Below are 19938 nucleotides of genomic sequence, written 5' to 3'. Positions count from 1 at the left end.
GGTTTTCCGAGGGATTGGTCATTGGTCCTGGCGCGTCGAGGCTCTAGCCTGTGCGCTGACACCCGACCTCGGAGACCATCGCCATGCCCGACCGTGCCTTCAACACTGTTCATGTCCGCGCGGCTGCCGGGCGCTCCAGGGAACTGGGCGAGCGCCTGCGGCAGATCGCCGAGCTCGTGCGCGCCACCCCAGGCTGCCTCGATTACGCCGTACAGCGCAGCCCGGTGGACCCCGACCTCTGGACCGTCAATGGCTGCTGGGCCGGTGCCGAACCGCTCAACGCACACTTCGGGCTGCCGGCCCTGCAAGGCTTTATCGAGCTGGCCTCGGCAAACCTGGCGAGCCGGCTTGCGTTCGACCATTGATGGGATTGGCCTCATCACCAATCAGCAGCATGGGTGAAGCCCCCTCCCACCGTCAGCGGCTCACGGGCGCTTGAACTGGCGACGCAGTTCTTCGATCTTTGGGCGGCACACGCACCCATCAAGGTGATCATTGACCATCCCCATCGCTTGCATCAGCGCATACATCGTGGTCGGCCCGACGAACGTCCAGCCGCGTTTCTTCAAGGCCTTGGACAGGCGCACCGAGGCCGGCGAGATGGGATTGCCCGTCCAGTAAGCCAGGTCCACCACTGCCGGGCGCTCTTCAGGGCCGGGTTCGAACGCCCATAACCACTGCGCCAGCGAGCCGGTTTCAGCCACCAGCTCGCACGCCCGGCGGGCGTTGTTGATGGTGGAAACGATCTTCGCCCGATTACGCACGATGCCCGGATCCTGCATCAACCGCGCGATATCTGCCTCGCCGTACTGCGCCACCCGGCGAAAATCAAAACCGTCGAATGCCGCCCTGAACGGCTCGCGCTTGCGCAGGATGGTGATCCAGGCCATGCCGGCCTGGAAGCCTTCCAGGCAGATCTTCTCGTACAGCTGAACATCATCCGCCACCGGTACGCCCCACTCGTGGTCGTGATAACGGGGGTATTCCGGTGCGGTCGTACGCCAGGTGCAGTGGGTCAGCCCTGCTTCGTCGGTGGTCAGTCCTGATTTGTCCATCCATCACCTCATGTGCCAGGCGGCGGATGATAAGCGAAAAAATTTGCGCCCCGCCAACCGCTCAAGCATCAACCTTCGCGACCAACTGGTCAGACCGGGACCTGCCAACCGCCGAATTTTTACTTGTGATTTCAAAAATACCTGGCCTAGACTGGCGACGCACTGGACTTACCGGTATGACCACAACAATTAAGCCCTGGAACCACCGGGGCACCGAATAGAGATCCCTCCCATGCTCAGATGGTGCTCGCGTTCGATTTTCCTGCAAGTCGTGATTGGCCTGATGCTCGGCATCGTGTGCGGCCTGGCCCTTCCCGAATTCTCCTCGCAACTCAAACCCCTGGGTGACGGCTTTATCAAGCTGATCAAGATGCTGATCGGCCTGATCGTGTTCTGCGTGGTGGTCAGTGGTATTTCCGGGGCCGGCGACTTGAAGAAGGTCGGGCGCATCGGCCTCAAGTCGGTGATCTACTTTGAAGTGCTCACCACCATCGCCCTGGTGATCGGCCTGGTCATGGCCTTCAGCACCGGGATCGGCACCGGCGCCAATATCCATCTGGAACAGCTCTCCTCCGCCGGTCTCAATGAACTGGCCGACAAGGGCCAGCACATCAAGGGCACCAGCCAGTTCCTGATGGACCTGATCCCCAACTCGGTGATCGGCGCCTTTGCCGACAACAATGTCCTGCAAGTGCTGCTGTTTTCGGTGCTGTTCGGCAGCGCGTTGAACCTGGTGGGCGAAGCGGCCTCCGGTATCACTCGGCTGATCAATGAACTGAGCCATGTGATTTTCCGCATCATGGGCATGATCGTGCGCCTGGCGCCCATCGGCGTGTTTGGTGCGATCGCCTTCACCACCAGCACCTACGGGCTGGACTCCCTGCAACACCTGGGCAGCCTGGTGGGCCTGTTCTACCTGACCTGCCTTGCCTTCGTCGCGCTGATCCTCGGCGTGGTGATGCGCCTGTCGGGCCTGCGCATGCTGCCGCTGCTCAAGTACCTGCGTGAAGAACTGCTGATCGTGATGGGCACCGCTTCCTCCGACGCGGTGCTGCCGCAGGTCATGCGCAAACTCGAACACCTGGGCATCGGCAGCTCCACCGTGGGCCTAGTGATTCCCACCGGGTACTCGTTCAACCTCGACGGTTTCTCGATCTACCTGACCCTGGCCATCGTGTTTATCGCCAATGCCACCGGCACGCCGCTGTCAATGACCGATCTGCTGACCATCCTGCTGGTGTCGCTGATCACCTCCAAGGGCGCCCACGGGATTCCCGGCTCGGCCCTGGTGATCCTGGCGGCGACGCTCACGGCGATCCCGGCGATTCCGGTGGTCGGCCTGGTGCTGGTGTTGGCGGTGGACTGGTTCATGGGTATCGGTCGCGCCTTGACCAACCTGATCGGCAACTGCGTCGCCACCGTGGCCATCGCCCGCTGGGAAAAAGACATCGATATCCAACGCGCCAACAAGGTGCTCGACGGCCAGCAAGGCTATGCCTTCCAGGCCAGGAAGCCGGTAGTGCCGGTCCACCAGGAATTCTAATGCTGTCTCATGGGCAACACTGGCTAATGTGGGAGGGGGCTTGCCCCCGATGAGGACGGTCAGTTGATCTATCTGTAACTGATCCACCGCTATCGGGGGCAAGCCCCCTCCCACACTGGATTCGCCCCATCAAGGAACCATCGACGTGATCAGCACCTCAACCGTCGTCAATTCAGTCGTAGAAAAACTCCGCGCCGCACTCAAGCAGGGTCAGTGGCGCCGGGGCGAAATGCTCCCGGGCCAGCGCGAACTGGCCGAACAGCTGGGTATCAGCCGCCCCAGCCTGCGCGAAGCGGTGATCGTGCTCGAAACCCTCGGCCTGGTGCGCTCCATGCCCGGCAAAGGTGTGGTCGTGCTGGAAACCAGCGTCAGCGAACCACAATCGAGCGACGCCGTGGCCGATGCCAGCCTCGAAGACATCCTGCAACTGCGCTACACCCTCGAACCCTTTATCGTCGGCCTGGTGGCCCAGTCCATCAGCAGCAAGGAAGTCGGCCAATTGCGCCTGACCCTGATGGACATGCGCGAAGCCCTGGATGCCGGTGACGCCGAAGCCGGCATGAACGCTTACCTCGACTTTCATGAGGAACTGTTCGCGCTCACCGCCAACCCGATCTTCCAGAACGTGGTGCAGCAAACCAGCACCGCCCTCAAGCAAAGCGCCCAGGTACTGCGCAATTCCCCCGAGCACCTGGCGGAACGCCTGCAGGAAAATGAAGCAGTGGTACGCGCCATCCGCAACAAGAACAGCGCCCTGGCCAGTGCCGAGATGCGTCGGCACATCCTCCAGGAAGGCCTGCGCATGGGCATTCACTTGAACATTCCGGACGACCATCTCGGCAACTGATTTTTTGGAGACAGGCCATGACCGCCCACGCCCTGCAACGCGATCCGATCATTCCTGCCCTGCGCCTGGTGGCCGGTAAAAAGCCTTCGGTGGACGACATCTACCCACGGTTGTTCGACGCCATCCTCGAACAGCGCATCGCCCCGTCCAGCCGCTTTACCGAAGAAGGCCTGGGCGAAACCTTTGGCGTCAGCCGCAGCGTGATTCGCCGGGTACTGGCCAAGCTGTCCCACCAGCAAGTGGTCATCCTGCGCCCCAACCAGCGCGCCCAGGTCGCAGCGCCGGATGCCCAGCAGACGCGGCAGATCCTCGAAGCGCGGCGCATGACCGAAATCACGGTGGTGCAATTGGCCTGCGCCCAGGCCACGCCCACGCAGATACGCCAGCTGCGCGAGCTGATAGCACGGGAACGCGACGGTATGGAACGCAACCAGCGTGGGCCGGCGATTCGGTTGTCAGGGGAGTTTCACCTGCAATTGGCGCAGATGGCGGGCAACGCGCCGTTGGCGCAGTTTCTCAACAGCCTGGTGCCATTGACGTCGCTGATCATTGCCCAGTACGAAGCGAAAGCCTGCACGTATTGCGCGTGGCAGGAGCATGTGGCGATTGTGGATGCGATTGAGCAGCGGGATGTGACTGCTGCGGTGGGCTTGATGACCCGGCACCTGGATCACCTGGAAAGCAAATTACTCAAACACCACTGACCACCAGATAAATAAAGATCCAAATGTGGGAGGGGCGGTGCGACGATTCGACTTGCCCCCGATAGCAGAGTGTCAGTCAACACATACATGACTGACCCACCGCTATCGGGGGCAAGCCCCTCCCACATTGGTTTCACCCAGGCATCAAGCCGGTTGCAGCACCGACTGACCACTCAACGCCAGGTCCAGCAGTTCACGGTTGGCCACCGCGTACATGGCGTAGTCCGTGCCGACCGCAGCACGGATTTCCACCATCATTGCGACCCAACGATCAGCCATGTCCTTGTGCTGCTCAAGCCACAGGGCCACGCGGGCTTCCATGTCCTGTGGCGCGTCGGCCATTTGCAGGACGGAAATGGTGATCGCCCGCTGCTGCCAGTCCACATCGTCGCGGAACGCTTCGCGGGCCTGGGCCTGCCAGTTGTTGGCCACGGGCAGATCGCTGATCTGCTGCAGGTACCACGGCAGGTCCAGGGCGCTGCCGACGGCGAAGTAGGCCTTGGCCACTTCGGCGGCGTCATGCCCGGTCACATCAGCGGCTTCGATGATCGGCAGCAAGGTGTACAGGTGGGTCGTGCCTGCAACCATGCGCGCCAGCAACTCCGGCACGCCGGCTTCGGTGTAGGCCTGGTAGCGGGTCTGCCAGCCTTCGCGGGTCGGACCTTCCAGCAGTTCGTCGAGCTTGAGGCCCAACGCGGCCAGGTGCGGACCGAAGTGCGCGGTGTCACGGCCGGCGTCCTGCTCGTTGCGACGGCTGCGCAGGAACCAGCGCGTGGCACGACGGCCCAAGCGCATCAGCTCATCCATCAACTGCAATTGCACGTCAGCGGAGACCTGGTGGTCCAGGGCTTCGATCTGGCGGAACCAGTGCGGGAGGTGGAAGATGTCGCGCACGATCACGTAGGCACCGGCCACGTTCGCCGGGCTCATGCCGGTCGACTCCTTGAGTCGCTGCACAAAGGTGATGCCCATGTGGTTGACCAGGTCGTTGGCGATCTGGGTGCTGACGATCTCGCGCTTCAGACGGTGGCGACGCATGGCTTCGCCGAACTTGGCCACCAGGCTCGGTGGGAACGCGGTTTCCATGTCGCGGGTCAGGTAGTCGTCATCCGGGACCAGCGACTTGAGCAGCGCTTCCTTGAGGTCGATCTTGCTGTAGGAGATCAGCACCGACAGTTCCGGACGGGTCAGGCCCTTGCCGGTAGAAGCGCGCTCGGTGAGCTGCTCTTCGGTCGGCAGGTACTCGATGGCGCGGTCCAGCTTGCCACGGCTTTCCAGGTCGCTCATCAGGCGCTTGTACTCGGCGGCACGCTCGTAGGCACGGCGCGCAGCCAGGGACAGGGCCTGGGTCTGCTTGTAGTTGTTGCCCAACACCAGGCTGCCGACTTCGTCGGTCATGCTCGCCAGCAACTGGTTGCGTTGCTTGTCGGTCATGTCGCCGGCCTGCACCACTTCGTTGAGCAGGATCTTGATGTTCACTTCGTGGTCGGAGCAGTCCACACCACCGGCATTGTCGATGAAGTCGGTGTTGGAGCCGCCGCCATTGAGGCCGAACTCCACACGGCCCAGCTGGGTCATGCCGAGGTTACCGCCCTCGCCCACCACCTTGCAGCGCAGCTCGTTGCCGTTGACGCGCAGCGCGTCGTTGGCCTTGTCGCCTACATCGGCGTGGCTTTCGGTGCTGGCCTTGACGTAGGTACCGATACCGCCGTTCCACAACAGGTCCACCGGCGCCTTGAGCAAGGCGTTCAGCAGTTCGGTCGGGGTCAGCTTGTCGGCCGAAATGTCGAAGCGTTCCTTCATCTGTGGCGAGATAGCAATGCTCTTCGCGCTGCGCGAGAAGATACCGCCGCCTTCGGACATGATGCTGGTGTCGTAGTCGGTCCAGGCCGAACGCGGCAGCTCGAACATGCGCTGGCGCTCGACGAAGCTGGTGGCCGGGTTCGGGTTCGGGTCGATGAAGATATGCAGGTGGTTGAAGGCCGCGACCAGTTGCAGCTTGTCGGACATCAACAGGCCGTTACCGAACACGTCACCGGCCATATCGCCGACGCCCACCACGGTGATGCTGTCTTCCTGCACATTGATGCCGCGCTCACGGAAGTGACGCTGCACACCGACCCACGCGCCCTTGGCGGTGATGCCCATTTTCTTGTGGTCGTAACCGGCGGAACCACCGGAGGCGAACGCATCGCCCAGCCAGAAGCCGTAGTCGATGGCGATGCCGTTGGCGATGTCGGAGAAGGTCGCGGTGCCCTTGTCCGCGGCTACCACCAGGTACGGGTCATCGTCGTCATGGCGCACGACGTTGGCCGGCGGCACCAGGGCGCCATCCTTGAGGTTGTCGGTGATGTCCAACAGGCCGGAAATGAAGATGCGGTAGCAGGCGATGCCCTCGGCCGCGATCTCGTCACGGCTGCCGCCCAGTGGCAGGCGACGCGGCAGGAAGCCGCCCTTGGCGCCCACCGGCACGATCACCGAGTTCTTCACTTGCTGGGCTTTGACCAGGCCAAGCACTTCGGTACGGAAGTCTTCTTCACGGTCGGACCAGCGCAGGCCGCCACGGGCCACGTTGCCAAAGCGCAGGTGCACGCCTTCGACGCGGGGCGAGTAGACGAAGATTTCAAACTTCGGCACCGGCTTGGGCAGCTCAGGGATCGCGCGCGGGTCGAACTTGAAGCTGAAGTACGACTTGTTCTGGCCGTTGGCGTCGGTCTGGTAGAAGTTGGTGCGCAGGGTGGCCTTGATCAGGTCCAGGTAGCGACGCAGGATGCGGTCTTCGTTGAGCACCTGGACGTCGTCCAGGGCGGTGAGGATCGCTTGTTCCAGGCGCTGCTGCTTGTCTTCCAGGTCATCGGCGGTGAGCTTGCGCGCCAGGTAGAAGCGGGTCTTGAACAACCGGGTCAACTCGCGGGCGATGTCGGTGTGGTTGTTCAGGGTGCTGGCGATGTAGCCGAGGTCGAAGCCCAGGCGGATCTGCTTCAGGTAACGGGCGTAGGCACGCAGCAGCGCGACGTCGCGCCATGGCAGGCCGGCGGTGAGTACCAGGCGGTTGAACGCATCGTTCTCGGCATCGCCATGCACGATGTGCACGAACGCGTCCTGCAGGGTGTCGTTGAGCTGCTGGATGTCCAGGTTCACGCCTTCGGCGGCGATGAACGCAAAATCGTGGATCCAGAACTCGCGGCCGTTGGCATGACGCAGGCGGTACGGGAACTCACCCAGCACGCGCAGGCCGAGGTTTTCCAGGATCGGCAATACGTCGGACAGCGCCAGCGGGGTATCGGCGTGATACAGCTTGCAATGCAGCTCGCGCTGGCCGGACACCTGGCCCAGCGGCTGATAGAAGCTCATCACCAGCGGGTTGGCTTCGGTGAGGCTGAGCAGGTGCTGCATGTCGACCACAGCCGAATGCGCAGCGAAACGCTCGCGGTAGCCGGCCGGGAAGCCTTTCGGGAAATCCGCCAGCACGTTGGTGCCGTGGGCTTCGCCGAAGCTTTCCACAACGAGGCTGGAGTAGTCGTCCTGCCAGCTGCGGCAGGCCTGCACCACTTCTTTTTCCAGTTGCAACGGGTCGATGTCCAGGCGGTTCTTCGGGTCGACCCGCAGAATCAGCTGCACGCGCGCCAGCACGGATTCGGAGAAGAAGGTCCAGAACTCGCAGTCCGAGGCTTTCAGGCGATCCATCAGCACTTGCTGGATCTTCTGGCGCACTTCGGTGGAGTAGATGTCGCGCGGCACGTAGGCCAGGCAGTAGCAGAAACGACCGTACGGGTCTTTGCGCAGGAACACGCGGATCTTGTTGCGTTCCTGGATCTGCACGATCGACATCACGGTGCTGAACAGCTCGTCGACCGGGGTCTGGAACAGGTCGTCACGGGGCAGCACTTCAACGACTTGAGCAAGCTCCTTGCCCAGGTGCGCCTTGGCCTGGAAGCCCGAGCGACGCTCGATTTCCGCGACCTTGCGGCGGATATACGGGATGACGCGTACGCTTTCGCCGTACACCGACGAGGTGTAGAGGCCCATGAAGCGGCACTCCTTGATCACCTTGCCGTCGGCATCGATCTGGCGGATCGACACGTAGTCCGGGTAAGCCGGGCGGTGTACACGGCTCGGGTGCGCGGCCTTGGCGAACGACAGCACGGTCGGCTCGCGCAGGTACGACACGGCGTAGTCTTCGATGCGCAGGTCGTCGGCGGTGAGGCCGGCGCGCAGCAGCTTGGTCAGACCGAGGAACGAGTTGGCGTCATATTCGATATGACCGCCGTCCGCCTCGTCACGTACCACGAACTCTTCATAGCCGAGGAAGGTGAAGTGGTTGCCCACCAGCCATTCCAGGAAGTTCTTGATCTCGGCTTTTTCTTCGCCATCGATGCCGAACGGGCTGGCGTCGATACCGTCGAGCAGCTCCTGGACCTTGGCCTTCATCGGTTCGAAATCGGCCACGGCCACGCGCACTTCGCCCAGTACCTGCTCAAGCTCTTTGCTCAGCACGTTGAGTTCGGCGGCGTTGGCGCAGCGGTCGATTTCCAGGTACATCAGCGATTCTTGCTCGATGCCTTCGCCCTGGGTGCCCTTGGGCAGGATTTCCAGCAACTCGCCCTTGGTGCCACGGCGCACGCTGAGCACGGTGGTCTGCAGGGTGTGGATGCTGTAGCCACGGCGGTTCAGCTCGGTGCGTACCGAGTCCACCAGGAATGGCAGGTCATGGTGCAGCACTTCGACCGCGGTGTGGGTCGATTGCCAGCCATGACGTTCGTAATCGGGGTTGTAGACCCGCACTTGCGGTTGGGTGTGATCAAAGCGCTCAAGCAGGCGCCAGGCAGACAGGGTGCAACCGGCCAGGTCGGAAAGGCGACGCTGGGTCAGTTCGTCCAGGGAAATGATGCCGAAGAATTGTTCAGCGAACAGCGCCACTTGTGGCAGTGCCTGTTCACTGATGTGCTGCGCCAGTGCCGCTTGCAGTTGATGCTGGAAGTCGGCCTTGCTGGCTGCGGTGAAGAACGCCATCTGTGGTACTCCGCTTGGGCTTGTTATTGATGGAAGCGTCGCGTGTTATCCCCTGGTGGGGAGACCGTCAGCTCTGTTCGCAGGTAACGAGTTAAGCACCATAAACGAATCAGGGTGACAGGTGGGTGAAGCTGGACAAGACAATGAGGTCACATACAACTTCCATAAGATGCGCACCTTGCCGGGTGACGGTACGACGGGCAGGTCAGGCGCCTGGCACGTGCACATCCGTTGCGCAGCTTAACGAGTGTGGGAAGCCGGGTGCTTGCGGTGCTGCGACATATTCGGTCATCGGTACGCAGGCTTGGGGTTGCGACTTGGGCAACCCGGAATTTCCGGTAGAAAAACCGGCTATTTTTCCGCCACCGAGTACCGAAAATGACTGGTAGAGCCCGACAGGTCATGCACTGGGTCTGACACAGGAAGCAGCACAAAATTCGCCGCAATGGCACAATTGCCTACGCAACGCCCTACCCCAGACAGGATTCCCCATGCTGCAACTGAAAACCGACGCCCTGATGGCCACCCCGTGCGACGACGAAGAAGACAACATGGCCATGCTCTGCTGCCACGGCAGGAACGGCGAGATGTTCATGCTCACCCGCTACCCCGACGAAGACGAAGTGGAACTGACCTGGGACTACGAGCCGTCGACCCTGGATGGGCTGAAAGTCACCCTCAGCGATACGACATTGCGGGTAGAGCTGGCGGCGGGCGATGCCGATGCACTGGGCGGCAAGGACCAATTGGAGATAACCCACGCCACCGCCGCAGCGGAGATGGCAGAAGTGGAACAGACCCTGCAGAACATTCTCAAGGGCACCGGCACCTACATCCGCGCCTGAATCGCACTGGCGCAGCCTTCACCGATGCCCTTGACCGTTGGTCGGTACTGTTATTTCTAACAGTACCCGGCCCCGTGTTTCCGGCCTTAGCTGAGCAAAGCAACGGTGACTGCACGGGTGCCTCGATGAAATCCATCAGCAAGTTTCTGGCTATTGGCCTTTTGACCACGGCTTCATCAGCGCTGGCGGCATCCGCAGCCAACATTGACTACTCACATTTGATCCTGCTGATCAAAGATGACGGATCCAGGTCGCGAAATCTTCAGGACCTCGTCGACCCCTCCAGCACCTTCCAGCACCGCGTGCCCAACATCAAGCCGCTGGTAACGCCGAGCAAGGCCCGCACGCTGGCGGATGTAGAAGCCCTGCGCCGGCATCGACTGGACCGCTACTACATCGTCGACACCCGCCACTTGAGCCACAGGCAGGCTGACGCACTGCGCCAGCAACTCAAGCAAGACCCGGTCATAGAAGACGTCGACTTTGAACCCGTGGTGGAGGGCATGCACGAGGACAAGGCCGACCCCATCGCGGGCAGTGCGCGCAGCGGCATACCGGACCATACCGGACGCCAGTACTACCTGCTCGGCCGACAAGCCGTACCGCCCTACAACATCGGCGGTGTAAACGCGGTGAAGGCCTGGACCGTACCCGGTGGCAAGGGCAACAACATGCGGGTGATCTCTTCGGAGATCGATCATTGGGCCTACAACCACGTGGACCTGCCCAAGCCTTTTCTGGAAGTCGATGCAGGGGCCATCACCGGCTACCACGACACGGCCAGCGTCGGCACCATCGGCTCCAGGGACAATGGCTTCGGCACCACCGGCATCGTGCCCCATGCACAACTGGGTTATTCGCAATATGGCCCCAGCCGATTGCTGCAAACCGCCGAACTGCTGAGCCCCGGCGATGTGGTGCAATTGGGCGTGCATATGAATTACACGCCCTTTCCAGCAGTCGGTTGCAGCCAGAACTGCTACATGCCCGTGGAATACAACCGAACGGTACGCGACATCATTACCTACCTGACCATGGAAAAAGGTGTGCATGTCGTACTGGCTGCGGCAAACGGCAATATCAACCTGGACCACCCCTACTTCAACGGCTACTTTGATCGCAACAGATTCGATTCCGGCAGCATCTACGCGGGCGCCGTGTACCCCACGAGCGGTTTGAGAGCCTATTACTCCCAATACGGCCGACGCGTCGACCTGTTCAGTTGGGGCGGCTCCGTCACCACGACGACCTGGACCACCGCCAACCCCACCAGCGCCTATACCCACACCTACAGCGGCACCTCCTCCGCCAACCCGATCATTGCCGGGGTGATGGCATCGCTGCAAGGTGTGGCGCGGGCCAATGGCCTGGGCAACCTCGCACCCAAGGAGCTGCGCAGGATCCTGGTAGAAACCGGCTATCCACAAGCCAACGGCAACCGCACCGAGATTGGCGTGCAGCCGGACCTGGAGGCCGCCATCCGCAAACTGCTTGCCGACGGCGCCGGCCAACCGCCCACGGGCCGGCTGGCCATCCCCGAGCAAGCCAAATCGGGAGAGACGTTCAACGGCCATGTCTATGCGCAATCGCCCACGCAAAAACCGCTGACCTATCGCTGGAATGCCGACGGGTTTACCCCACCGGACGGGGATGGGCCGACCTTGTCATTGACCGCACCGCCCGTAACCGCCGATACCCTGACCTCGATTTCCGTGGCGGTGTCCGACGGCACCCACACCCTCAACCTGAGGGAAAACATCACCATCAAGGCCCCTGACGCGCCTCCGGTCGGCGACTGCGCCGCCCCCTGGATTGCGAGCAAGGTGTATGCCGTGGTCGGCGAAAAAGTCTCCTACAGCGGTTACAACTACCAAGTGGCGCACTGGACGCAAAACGCTCGTCCCGATCTGAACTTTGTTGAAACCGGCTCCGCCAAACCCTGGCGGCGCCTGGGCACCTGCGGCAGCGCGCTGCCGGTCGCCAGGATCACCGGCCCCTCCAGTATTGAAGCCGGCAAGGCGGTGCTGCTATCGGGGGCTTCCTCCACGGGCCAAGGCTTGCGCTTCGCCTGGGCGGCCACTGGCTTCAACCCGGATTCTTCGGCGCAAGCGTCCAGCAGCTTCATTGCCCCGAATACGGCGGGAACACGCGTCATCACCCTGACCGTCACCGATGAACGCGAGCGCCGCGCAACCGCCAGCCACACCCTCACGGTGACCACCGGCACCCCCGCCAACCGCCCACCCGTCGGCAGCCTGCAGGGCAGCGAAACGGTCGATTCGGGCCAGGTCGTGAGCTTCATCGCCAACGCCAGCGACCCTGACGGCGACCCGATGAGCTACACCTGGACGCGCCCGACCGGCTTCACCGGCACCATCGGCAATACCCGCAGCGTCACCCTCACCGCCCCTGCCGTCAGCGGCGATACCCGCGTCATCGTCAGTGTCGTGGTCAGTGACGGACGCGGCGGTACGCTGCGACTGGAAAAACCGATCACCGTCAAGGCCCCGCCACCTTCGGGCAGTTGTGGCGATATTCCGGCGTGGTCGCCCACCAAGGTGTATTCAACCTACGCAGAGGCGGTGGCGTACAACGGCATGGTCTACAAACAGAACTTCTACAGCCTCGGTAAACGCCCGGATCTCAACTCTGCCGTGCACAGCCAGCCTTGGCATCCCGGGGTGCCCTGCCGTTGAAGCAGAGGCGGTGAGCGGGCACGCCTGCTCACCGCCCTTTGTGCCTCTCACACAATTTTCCTACAAGTTTTGCTAAAAATACCCCGCGTGCCGTTAGTCGCCACCCCCTGCCATGCATTAAAGTAGGCGCCCCAGGCTGTCGTTTGTTACATGACGCACAGGCTCATCTCTCCAGGAACCGTCATCGATGGAACATCGTGAAGCGCTGCTCGCGCTGCGAACCTTTCTTTCTACGCAGATTCTCGGCCAGGAAAAACTCATCGATCGCCTGCTGATCGCCCTGCTCGCCGACGGCCATATGCTGGTGGAAGGCGCGCCGGGCCTGGCCAAGACCAAGGCGATCAAAGAGCTGGCCGAAGGCATCGAAGCGCAGTTCCATCGTATCCAGTTCACCCCCGACCTGTTGCCCGCCGACATCACCGGCACCGAGATCTATCGCCCGGAAACCGGCAGCTTCGTGTTCCAGCAAGGGCCGATCTTCCACAACCTGGTACTGGCGGACGAGATCAACCGCGCCCCGGCCAAGGTGCAATCGGCGCTGCTGGAGGCCATGGCCGAGCGCCAGGTCAGCGTCGGGCGCAGTACCTACGACCTGTCCCCGCTGTTTCTGGTGATGGCCACGCAGAACCCCATCGAGCAGGAAGGCACCTACCCGCTGCCCGAAGCCCAGCTCGACCGCTTCCTGATGCACGTCAAGATCGGCTTCCCCGACGCGGCCGTCGAACGGCGCATCCTGCAACAGGCCCGTGGCGAAGCCCTCAACGGCGAAACCAAGCCCGAGCGCCGTGTCAGCCAGCAGGCGATCTTTGCCGCGCGCAAGGAAATCCTCGGCCTGTACATGGCCGATGCGGTGGAGGAATACCTGGTGCAACTGGTCATGGCCACGCGCACCCCGGCCAAGTTCGATCCCGAGATGGCCGAGTGGATCGCCTACGGCGCCAGCCCCCGTGGCTCCATCGCCCTCGATCGCTGCGCGCGCGCCCATGCCTGGCTGGCCGGTCGCGACTTTGTCAGCCCGGAAGACATCCAGGCGGTGCTGTTCGATGTGCTGCGTCATCGCATCATCCTGTCGTTCGAAGCCGAAGCGGCCGGGATTGACCAGGACCGTGTGGTGCAACGCATTCTCGACGTCGTTGCCGTCGCTTGAAGTCGATGAACGCAAGCGATGGGGTGCGCGTCACGCTCAGCGAGCTGATCGAGATGCGCCACCGCGTGCGCGAAGTGCAGCTGTTTTCCACGCCAAGCCAGCGCAGCCCGCTGATCGGCCTGCACCACTCCAAGCTGCGCGGGCGCGGTGTCGACTTCGACCAGGTGCGCGTGTACCAGGCCGGCGACGACGTGCGCACCATCGACTGGCGCGTCACCGCGCGCACCCAGGAGCCGCACACCAAGCTGTTCCACGAAGAACGCGAACGACCGATTTTCATCATGGTGGAGCAAAGCTGCCGGCTGTTTTTCGGCTCGGGGCAAATGTTCAAATCGGTGCTCGCCGCTCAAGCCGCCAGCCTGATCGGCTGGGCCGCGCTGGGGCACAACGACCGCGTCGGCGGGCTAGTGTTCGGCGACAACGAGCACTACGAAATCAAGCCGCGCCGCAGCAAGCAAAGCCTGCTGCAATTGCTCAACCGCCTGGTGCGCGTCAACCAGAGCCTGGACACCGAAAGCCGCCCGGAGGCCGACGCCCTGGGCATGGCCCTGCGCCGTGGCCGCGAAGTGCTGCGTCCCGGCAGCCTGGTAATCGTGATCTGCGACGAACGTGCCCTCACCGAGGGCGCCGAGCAGCAATTGAGCCTGCTGTCACGCCATTGCGACTTGCTGCTGTTGCCGATCTCCGACCCGCTGGACCACGCGCTCCCTGCCGCCGGGCTGCTGCGTTTTGCGCAGCGCGGGGCGCAATTGGAACTGGATACCCTGAACTTCGATTTGCGCCAGGCCTACAAGGCCCAGGCCGAAGCGCGCATCGCCCGCTGGGAACTGCTCGCGCAGAAACTGCGAATCCTGTTGATGCCCCTGAGCACCCAGAGCGAAATGGTCGAACAACTGCGCGAATACCTCAACCCGCAACGCCCGGTTAAAAAGCAATGAGCAGCCTCGACCAACTGCAACCGCTGATCGCCCCGCCGCCCATCGGCTTCTGGCCGCCCGCGCCGGGCTGGTGGCTGTTGCTGCTGGTCATCCCGCTGCTGGGTTGGGGGGTGTGGTCGCTGCGCCGCTTCTTGCCGACTCGACGCCCCCTGGCCCGCGCCGAACAACCGCTGGACCCGCTGCGCATCGCCGCCCTGGCGGAATTGGCGCTGATGCCCAAACCCTACGATGGCGCGCCCGCCGGTGCCTGGCTGCAACAGCTCAATGGCCTGCTCAAGCGCCTGTGCCGCAACGACTATCCCTATAGCCAGAGCCATACCCTCAACGGCCGCAAATGGCTGGCATTCCTCGACAACCGTTGCCCCGCCGCCGGCCTCACGCGCTGGATGGTGCTGGTGGAGGGAGCCTACAAACCCGAATGTAAACTCGACGACAAGGCCATCGCCGGCCTGACCCAAGCGGTCGACACCTGGATTCGCAAACATGTTTGAGTTCGCCTGGCCGTGGATCTTCGTCCTGTTGCCCTTGCCCTGGGTGATGCGGTTCATCCTGCCGGCGGCCGACAGCGGCGAGCCCGCCCTTAAAGTCAGCTACCTCGGCGATCTCGAAAGCCTGGCCCGCCGCCGTGCGCGGGTGAACCTGCCGGGCTGGCGCCAACAGGCGCCCTTCGTGGTGCTGTGGCTGCTGCTGCTGACCGCCGCTGCGCGCCCGGAATGGCTGGGCGAACCACTGCCGATTGCCGCCAGCGGCCGCGATTTGCTGGTGGCGGTGGACGTGTCCGGCTCCATGGACTTCCCCGACATGCACTGGCAGGACGAAGACGTCAGCCGCCTGAACCTGGTCAAGCACCTGCTCGGCGACTTCCTTGAAGGCCGCGAAGGCGACCGCGTGGGCCTGATCCTGTTCGGCAGCCAGGCCTATCTCCAGGCGCCGCTGACCTTTGACCGCCGCACCGTGCGCACCTGGCTGGATGAAGCGCGCATCGGCATCGCCGGCAAGAACACCGCCATTGGCGATGCCATTGGCCTGGCGTTGAAACGCCTGCGCCAGCGGCCTGCGCAAAGCCGCGTATTGATCCTGGTCACCGATGGTGCCAACAACGCCGGGCAGATCAACCCACTGACCGCCGCGCGCCTGGCGGCCGAAGAAGGGGTGAAGATCTACCCCATCGGCATCGGTGCCGACCCCGAGCAAACCGGTTCCCTGGGCATCCTTGGCGTCAACCCGAGCCTGGACCTCGACGAGCCGGCACTCAGGGCGATTGCCGAAGCCACCGGCGGCCAATACTTCCGTGCCCGCGATGGCCAGGAGCTGGAAGCGATCAAGCAGACACTGGACAAGCTCGAGCCCGTCGAACAGCAACCCACCCAGGCGCGCCCGGCGCAGGCGCTGTACAGCGGACCGCTGGCCCTGGCGCTGATCCTGAGCATGTTGCTGGTGATCCACGAACGCTGGCCGAACAACGCTCTGCAACGCGGGTTCAACAAACTGTCGAGCAAGGGGATCTTCCTGCAACAGCATCCGGAATGGCGCCAGCGCCTTAAACGCCTGCGTCTGCGGAGGCGTCGATGATCGCCCTGTGGCCGCATTGGTTCCGCCCTTGGTGGCTGTTGCTGCTGCCGCTGCTTGGCTGGTTGCTGTGGCAGCTGTGGCACCGGCAAAAGCGCGCCGGGCGCTGGCAGATGATCCTGCCGCCGGCCTTCCACGCCGTACTGCTCAGCGGTGGCAGCGGGCGCGAAAGCAAATCGCCATGGGTGTTGCTGGGCCTCGCCTGGCTGTTGGCGGTGCTGGCGTTGCTGGGTCCCAGCTGGCAACGGGTTGAACAAACCAGCCAGAAACCCTCCGACCCGTTGGTGGTGCTGCTCGAACTGACCCCGGAAATGCTCGCCACCGACAGCCCGCCCAACCGCCTCGAACAGGCACGGCGCAAACTCTACGACTTGTTGCAGGCGCGCAGCGATGCGCAAACCGCCATCGTCGTCTATGCCGGCAGCGCCCACACCCTGGTGCCGCTGTCGGACGACCTGGCCACCAGCCGCAACCTGCTCGAGGCCCTGCGCCCCTCGATCATGCCGGAGTCCGGCCACCGCGCCGACCTGGCCGTGGAGAAAGCGCTGGACCTGCTCAAGCATGGCGGCCTGGGCCAGGGTCGCCTGCTGCTGGTCGGCTCATCGCTGTCCAAACAGGAACGCCAGGGCATTCGCCTGCTGCTGCAGGGCAACCAGGCGCCGAGCCTGTCGATCCTGGGCATCGGCAGCCGTGAAGGCACGCCGGTGACCCAGGAAAGCGGCGAATTCCTCAAGGACGAACAAGGCGCAATCCTGGTACCGCGCCTCGACAGCCCGACGCTCAAGGCCTTCGCCAGCGAAATGGGCGGACGCTACCGGGCCGCACGCCTGGACGATAAAGACCTGCGCCAGCTCGGCGTGCTGGACCCGCCCCAAGCCCTGCGCAATGACGGCCAGTTGCTGCACCTCGACACCTGGGCCGACCAGGGTTACTGGCTGCTGCTGCCGCTGTTGCTGCTGGCCGCCTGCGCCGGGCGGCGCGGCTGGTTGTTCTTTCTACCGCTGCTGCTGTTGGGCTCGCCCCAACCCAGCTATGCCTTTGAATTCCAGGATCTGTGGCTGCGTCCGGACCAGCAAGGCCAATACCTGCTCAAGCAGAAACGCCCCGCCGAAGCCGCCGAACATTTCGAGGATGCCCAATGGCAAGGCGTCGCCCTGTACGAGGCCGGCAACTATGCCGAGGCCATCAAGCGGTTTGCCGAGGGTAATGACGCCTATTCCCACTACAATCGCGGCAACGCCCTGGCCAGGTCCGGTGAACTCGAAGCGGCCATCGACGCCTACGAACAAGCCCTGGAAGCCCAGCCCGACCTGCAACCGGCACTGAAAAACAAGGCCCTGGTAGAAGCCCTGATCCAGGAACAGGCAGAACCCGAGCCGCAAACGCAGGCAAAAAACGAGGATGACGAAACCACCCAACCCGGCCAAACTGCGCAACCGGGCGCCACTGGGCAAAATGCCACAGGTGGCGAGCAGTCGTCCCAGGGCCAGGGCGAAGCCGGCAGCGGCGATACCCAGGCCGGCACCCCGCCGCCAGCCGCTGGCAACGACGTGCCGGGCAGCGAGTTGGGCGATGAGCACACCACCACCCCGCCGCTGCTTGCTGCCGACGCCAACCTCGACGGTGAACACCGCCAGGCCCTGGAACAATGGCTGCAGGAGATCCCGGACAATCCCGGCGAACTGCTGCGACGCAAATTCTGGTACGAACAGCAACAGCATCAGGACAAGACTCGATGAGCCGCCGCACCACCCTTCTGCTTCTGCTCGCGTTGTCGGCAGGCCACGCCCAGGCGGCCAGCCTGGTCGCCAGCGTCGACCGCAACCGTCTCAATTCCGGGGAAACGGTGGAACTGACGGTGGAATCCAGCGATGTCACCCAGTTCGGCAAGCCCGACCTGTCGCCCCTGGATGCGCAATTCGAAGTCAGCGGCACGCGCCAGCTCAACCAACTCACGACACTGGGTGGCGATAACCATGCGACCACGCGCTGGATCATTACCCTGCTGCCCAAGCAGAACGGCACGGTGGTGATTCCGCCACTGCAAGTGGGTGAGTACACGACCCAGCCGATCAGCCTGCAAGTGCTGGAAACCACCAGCCAGGACACCAACGCCGAGCTGGCCCCGGTGTTTGTCGAAGCCAACCTCGACCAGACCAGCGTCTATGTGCAGGCCCAGGCATTGTTGACCGTGCGCGTGTACCACTCGGTGTCGCTGTATGACGACAGCAGTCTCACGCCGTTGCAGATCCCCGATGCCCGTGTCGAACAGTTGGGCGAGTCGCGCACCTACGAAAAGGTCATCAACAGCATCCGCCATGGCGTGATCGAAACCCGCTACGCGATCTACCCGCAGCACAGCGGCACCCTGGAGATTCCGTCGCAGACGTTCAGCGCCACGCTGGTGGAGTCGCGTCCACCCCAGGAAAACACGCTGCAGGGCACCAAGCCCGGCAAGCTGATCCATGTGAGTTCGGCGGCGCTGCCACTGGCGGTCAAGCCCAAGCCCGCGCTGTACCCCGTCGATGCCCCCTGGCTGCCGGCCCGCAGCCTCACGCTCACCGAGAGCTGGAACCCGGAGCCGGAACATGTACAAGTCGGCGACTCCCTGACCCGCAGCCTGACCGTCAAGGCCGAGGGCCTGTCCAGCGCCCAACTGCCGGCCCTGCCCAGCACCGACATCAACGGCCTGCGCCGCTACCCGGACCAGCCGGTGCTCGGCAACCAGACCAGTGACCGTGGCCTGATCGGCAGTCGCGAGGACCGTGAGGCCCTGGTGCCCAACCGGGTCGGCGCCCTGGAACTGCCTGCCGTCGAGGTGGTGTGGTGGAACACCCACGAGGACCATCTGGAACGCACCAGCCTGCCGGCCCGCACCCTGCAAGTGGCCAACAACCCCAGCCTGGCGGTGGACACGCCGGCCACCCCAACCATCATCACCGCACCGGACGACAGCCGCCTGTGGCTGTGGCAACTCAGCACCCTGCTCCTGGCCTGCACCACCCTGCTGGGCTTCGGCCTGTGGTGGCGGGCCCGTCGGCAACCGGCGGTACTGCGCGCCACGCAAACCGGCCCGAGCCCGCGCACCCTGCTCGACGACCTCAAGCGTGCCACCCAGGCCAACGACCCCCAGGCCACCCGCCAGGCGCTGGATGCCTGGGCGCGGCAACAGCCGGAAACGTTGGCGGATATGGCGGCACGGTTCGTGCCGTTGTCGGATGCATTGGATGGGCTCAATGGCGCGCTGTACAGCGAAAGCGGTCAATACTGGCTGGGCGAAGAGCTGTGGCGTGCGGTCAAGGCCATCCCCATGGCCGAGCGCGAGCAGGACCCGGCGACGGACACCACCAGTTTGCCGCCGCTGTATCCCAAATAAGCCCTCCCAGATTTGACTCGTGCTGCCTGGGGACCTGCATTGTTAAAGGCCAGCAATCCAGAGCCCGTTAAAATTGCAGGACGTGCATTTGATCAGCAACGCCACCACCCTCGCCGACGGAGCGGCGGGCCGCATCCAGGGTGGACACCCTCCTTTGAATATTCCCGCGTGGGGCGTGGAAATAATCAATCAAAGGACATCCACC

14 protein-coding genes are annotated in these 19938 nt (G+C 63.4%); 12 read left to right on the top strand and 2 right to left on the bottom strand.

Annotated elements, in window-relative coordinates:
- Window positions 1-83: 83 nt before the first annotated feature.
- Window positions 84-365 (top strand): putative quinol monooxygenase, encoded by a 282-nt coding sequence (locus C8K58_RS02425; protein ID WP_092356842.1) that lies wholly within the window; start codon window positions 84-86, stop codon window positions 363-365.
- 60 nt (window positions 366-425) lie between these two features.
- On the opposite strand, the gene C8K58_RS02420 is transcribed toward C8K58_RS02425, so the two are convergent.
- Window positions 426-1055, bottom strand: a complete 630-nt coding sequence (locus tag C8K58_RS02420) for a DNA-3-methyladenine glycosylase I (protein WP_092356839.1) — start codon at window positions 1053-1055, stop codon at window positions 426-428.
- 217 nt (window positions 1056-1272) lie between these two features.
- Here C8K58_RS02420 and C8K58_RS02415 point away from each other — a divergent pair, with 217 nt between their 5' ends.
- The 3 genes from C8K58_RS02415 (at window position 1273) to C8K58_RS02405 (ending at window position 4149) form a co-directional block, all read left to right on the top strand.
- The gene (locus tag C8K58_RS02415) at window positions 1273-2598 is read left to right on the top strand and encodes a C4-dicarboxylate transporter DctA (RefSeq protein WP_169899436.1); all 1326 of its coding nucleotides are present in this window, start codon (window positions 1273-1275) and stop codon (window positions 2596-2598) included.
- Between the two features lie 145 nt (window positions 2599-2743).
- Window positions 2744-3445 (top strand): FadR/GntR family transcriptional regulator, encoded by a 702-nt coding sequence (locus C8K58_RS02410; RefSeq protein ID WP_027608565.1) that lies wholly within the window; start codon window positions 2744-2746, stop codon window positions 3443-3445.
- 17 nt (window positions 3446-3462) lie between these two features.
- Window positions 3463-4149 carry a GntR family transcriptional regulator gene (locus tag C8K58_RS02405; protein WP_065942031.1) on the top strand — a complete coding sequence of 229 codons (687 nt, stop codon included), beginning with the start codon at window positions 3463-3465 and terminating at the stop codon, window positions 4147-4149.
- Window positions 4150-4293: 144 nt separating this feature from the next.
- Here the strand turns inward: C8K58_RS02405 and C8K58_RS02400 are convergent, their stop codons facing one another.
- Window positions 4294-9162: an NAD-glutamate dehydrogenase gene (locus C8K58_RS02400; RefSeq protein WP_092356836.1), complete on the bottom strand. Its 4869-nt coding sequence runs from the start codon at window positions 9160-9162 to the stop codon at window positions 4294-4296.
- Window positions 9163-9653: 491 nt separating this feature from the next.
- Between C8K58_RS02400 and C8K58_RS02395 the strand changes: the two genes are divergently transcribed.
- The 8 genes from C8K58_RS02395 to C8K58_RS02360 all read left to right on the top strand — a co-directional run bounded on the left by C8K58_RS02395 (window position 9654) and on the right by C8K58_RS02360 (window position 19733).
- Window positions 9654-10007, top strand: a complete 354-nt coding sequence (locus tag C8K58_RS02395) for a hypothetical protein (RefSeq protein WP_065927991.1) — start codon at window positions 9654-9656, stop codon at window positions 10005-10007.
- 125 nt (window positions 10008-10132) lie between these two features.
- Window positions 10133-12703 carry a S8 family serine peptidase gene (locus C8K58_RS02390; protein WP_092356833.1) on the top strand — a complete coding sequence of 857 codons (2571 nt, stop codon included), beginning with the start codon at window positions 10133-10135 and terminating at the stop codon, window positions 12701-12703.
- 187 nt (window positions 12704-12890) lie between these two features.
- On the top strand, window positions 12891-13850 hold the full coding sequence (locus C8K58_RS02385; RefSeq protein ID WP_003174327.1) for a MoxR family ATPase: 960 nt from the start codon (window positions 12891-12893) through the stop codon (window positions 13848-13850).
- A gap of 5 nt (window positions 13851-13855) precedes the next feature.
- On the top strand, window positions 13856-14788 hold the full coding sequence (locus tag C8K58_RS02380) for a DUF58 domain-containing protein (RefSeq protein ID WP_027608569.1): 933 nt from the start codon (window positions 13856-13858) through the stop codon (window positions 14786-14788).
- Window positions 14785-15279, top strand: a complete 495-nt coding sequence (locus C8K58_RS02375) for a DUF4381 domain-containing protein (RefSeq protein WP_027608570.1) — start codon at window positions 14785-14787, stop codon at window positions 15277-15279. Before C8K58_RS02380 ends, C8K58_RS02375 begins: the two co-directional genes overlap by 4 nt.
- Entirely contained in the window at window positions 15272-16360 is a 1089-nt protein-coding gene (locus C8K58_RS02370; RefSeq protein ID WP_027608571.1) for a VWA domain-containing protein, read from the top strand. Before C8K58_RS02375 ends, C8K58_RS02370 begins: the two co-directional genes overlap by 8 nt.
- Window positions 16357-18096: a tetratricopeptide repeat protein gene (locus tag C8K58_RS02365; RefSeq protein ID WP_027608572.1), complete on the top strand. Its 1740-nt coding sequence runs from the start codon at window positions 16357-16359 to the stop codon at window positions 18094-18096. The genes C8K58_RS02370 and C8K58_RS02365 overlap by 4 nt, the downstream gene beginning before the upstream one ends.
- On the top strand, window positions 18093-19733 hold the full coding sequence (locus tag C8K58_RS02360) for a BatD family protein (protein ID WP_027608573.1): 1641 nt from the start codon (window positions 18093-18095) through the stop codon (window positions 19731-19733). The genes C8K58_RS02365 and C8K58_RS02360 overlap by 4 nt, the downstream gene beginning before the upstream one ends.
- The last annotated feature ends 205 nt before the right edge of the window (window positions 19734-19938 follow it).

The organism is Pseudomonas sp. GV047, assembly GCF_003058245.1.
Lineage (GTDB): Bacteria > Pseudomonadota > Gammaproteobacteria > Pseudomonadales > Pseudomonadaceae > Aquipseudomonas > Aquipseudomonas marginalis.
The sequence above is the reverse complement of the archived record's forward strand: the minus strand, read 5'-3'. Positions and strand labels throughout refer to the sequence as shown.

What these genes read in the sequence shown, in the direction of transcription:
- C8K58_RS02400 (WP_092356836.1), bottom strand. Translation starts at nt 9,162, where the DNA reads ATGGCGTTCTTCACCGCAGCCAGCAAGGCCGACTTCCAGCATCAACTG.
- C8K58_RS02370 (WP_027608571.1), top strand. Translation starts at nt 15,272, where the DNA reads ATGTTTGAGTTCGCCTGGCCGTGGATCTTCGTCCTGTTGCCCTTGCCC.
- C8K58_RS02395 (WP_065927991.1), top strand. Translation starts at nt 9,654, where the DNA reads ATGCTGCAACTGAAAACCGACGCCCTGATGGCCACCCCGTGCGACGAC.
- C8K58_RS02405 (WP_065942031.1), top strand. Translation starts at nt 3,463, where the DNA reads ATGACCGCCCACGCCCTGCAACGCGATCCGATCATTCCTGCCCTGCGC.
- C8K58_RS02425 (WP_092356842.1), top strand. Translation starts at nt 84, where the DNA reads ATGCCCGACCGTGCCTTCAACACTGTTCATGTCCGCGCGGCTGCCGGG.
- C8K58_RS02420 (WP_092356839.1), bottom strand. Translation starts at nt 1,055, where the DNA reads ATGGACAAATCAGGACTGACCACCGACGAAGCAGGGCTGACCCACTGC.
- C8K58_RS02380 (WP_027608569.1), top strand. Translation starts at nt 13,856, where the DNA reads ATGAACGCAAGCGATGGGGTGCGCGTCACGCTCAGCGAGCTGATCGAG.
- C8K58_RS02375 (WP_027608570.1), top strand. Translation starts at nt 14,785, where the DNA reads ATGAGCAGCCTCGACCAACTGCAACCGCTGATCGCCCCGCCGCCCATC.
- C8K58_RS02385 (WP_003174327.1), top strand. Translation starts at nt 12,891, where the DNA reads ATGGAACATCGTGAAGCGCTGCTCGCGCTGCGAACCTTTCTTTCTACG.
- C8K58_RS02365 (WP_027608572.1), top strand. Translation starts at nt 16,357, where the DNA reads ATGATCGCCCTGTGGCCGCATTGGTTCCGCCCTTGGTGGCTGTTGCTG.
- C8K58_RS02360 (WP_027608573.1), top strand. Translation starts at nt 18,093, where the DNA reads ATGAGCCGCCGCACCACCCTTCTGCTTCTGCTCGCGTTGTCGGCAGGC.
- C8K58_RS02390 (WP_092356833.1), top strand. Translation starts at nt 10,133, where the DNA reads ATGAAATCCATCAGCAAGTTTCTGGCTATTGGCCTTTTGACCACGGCT.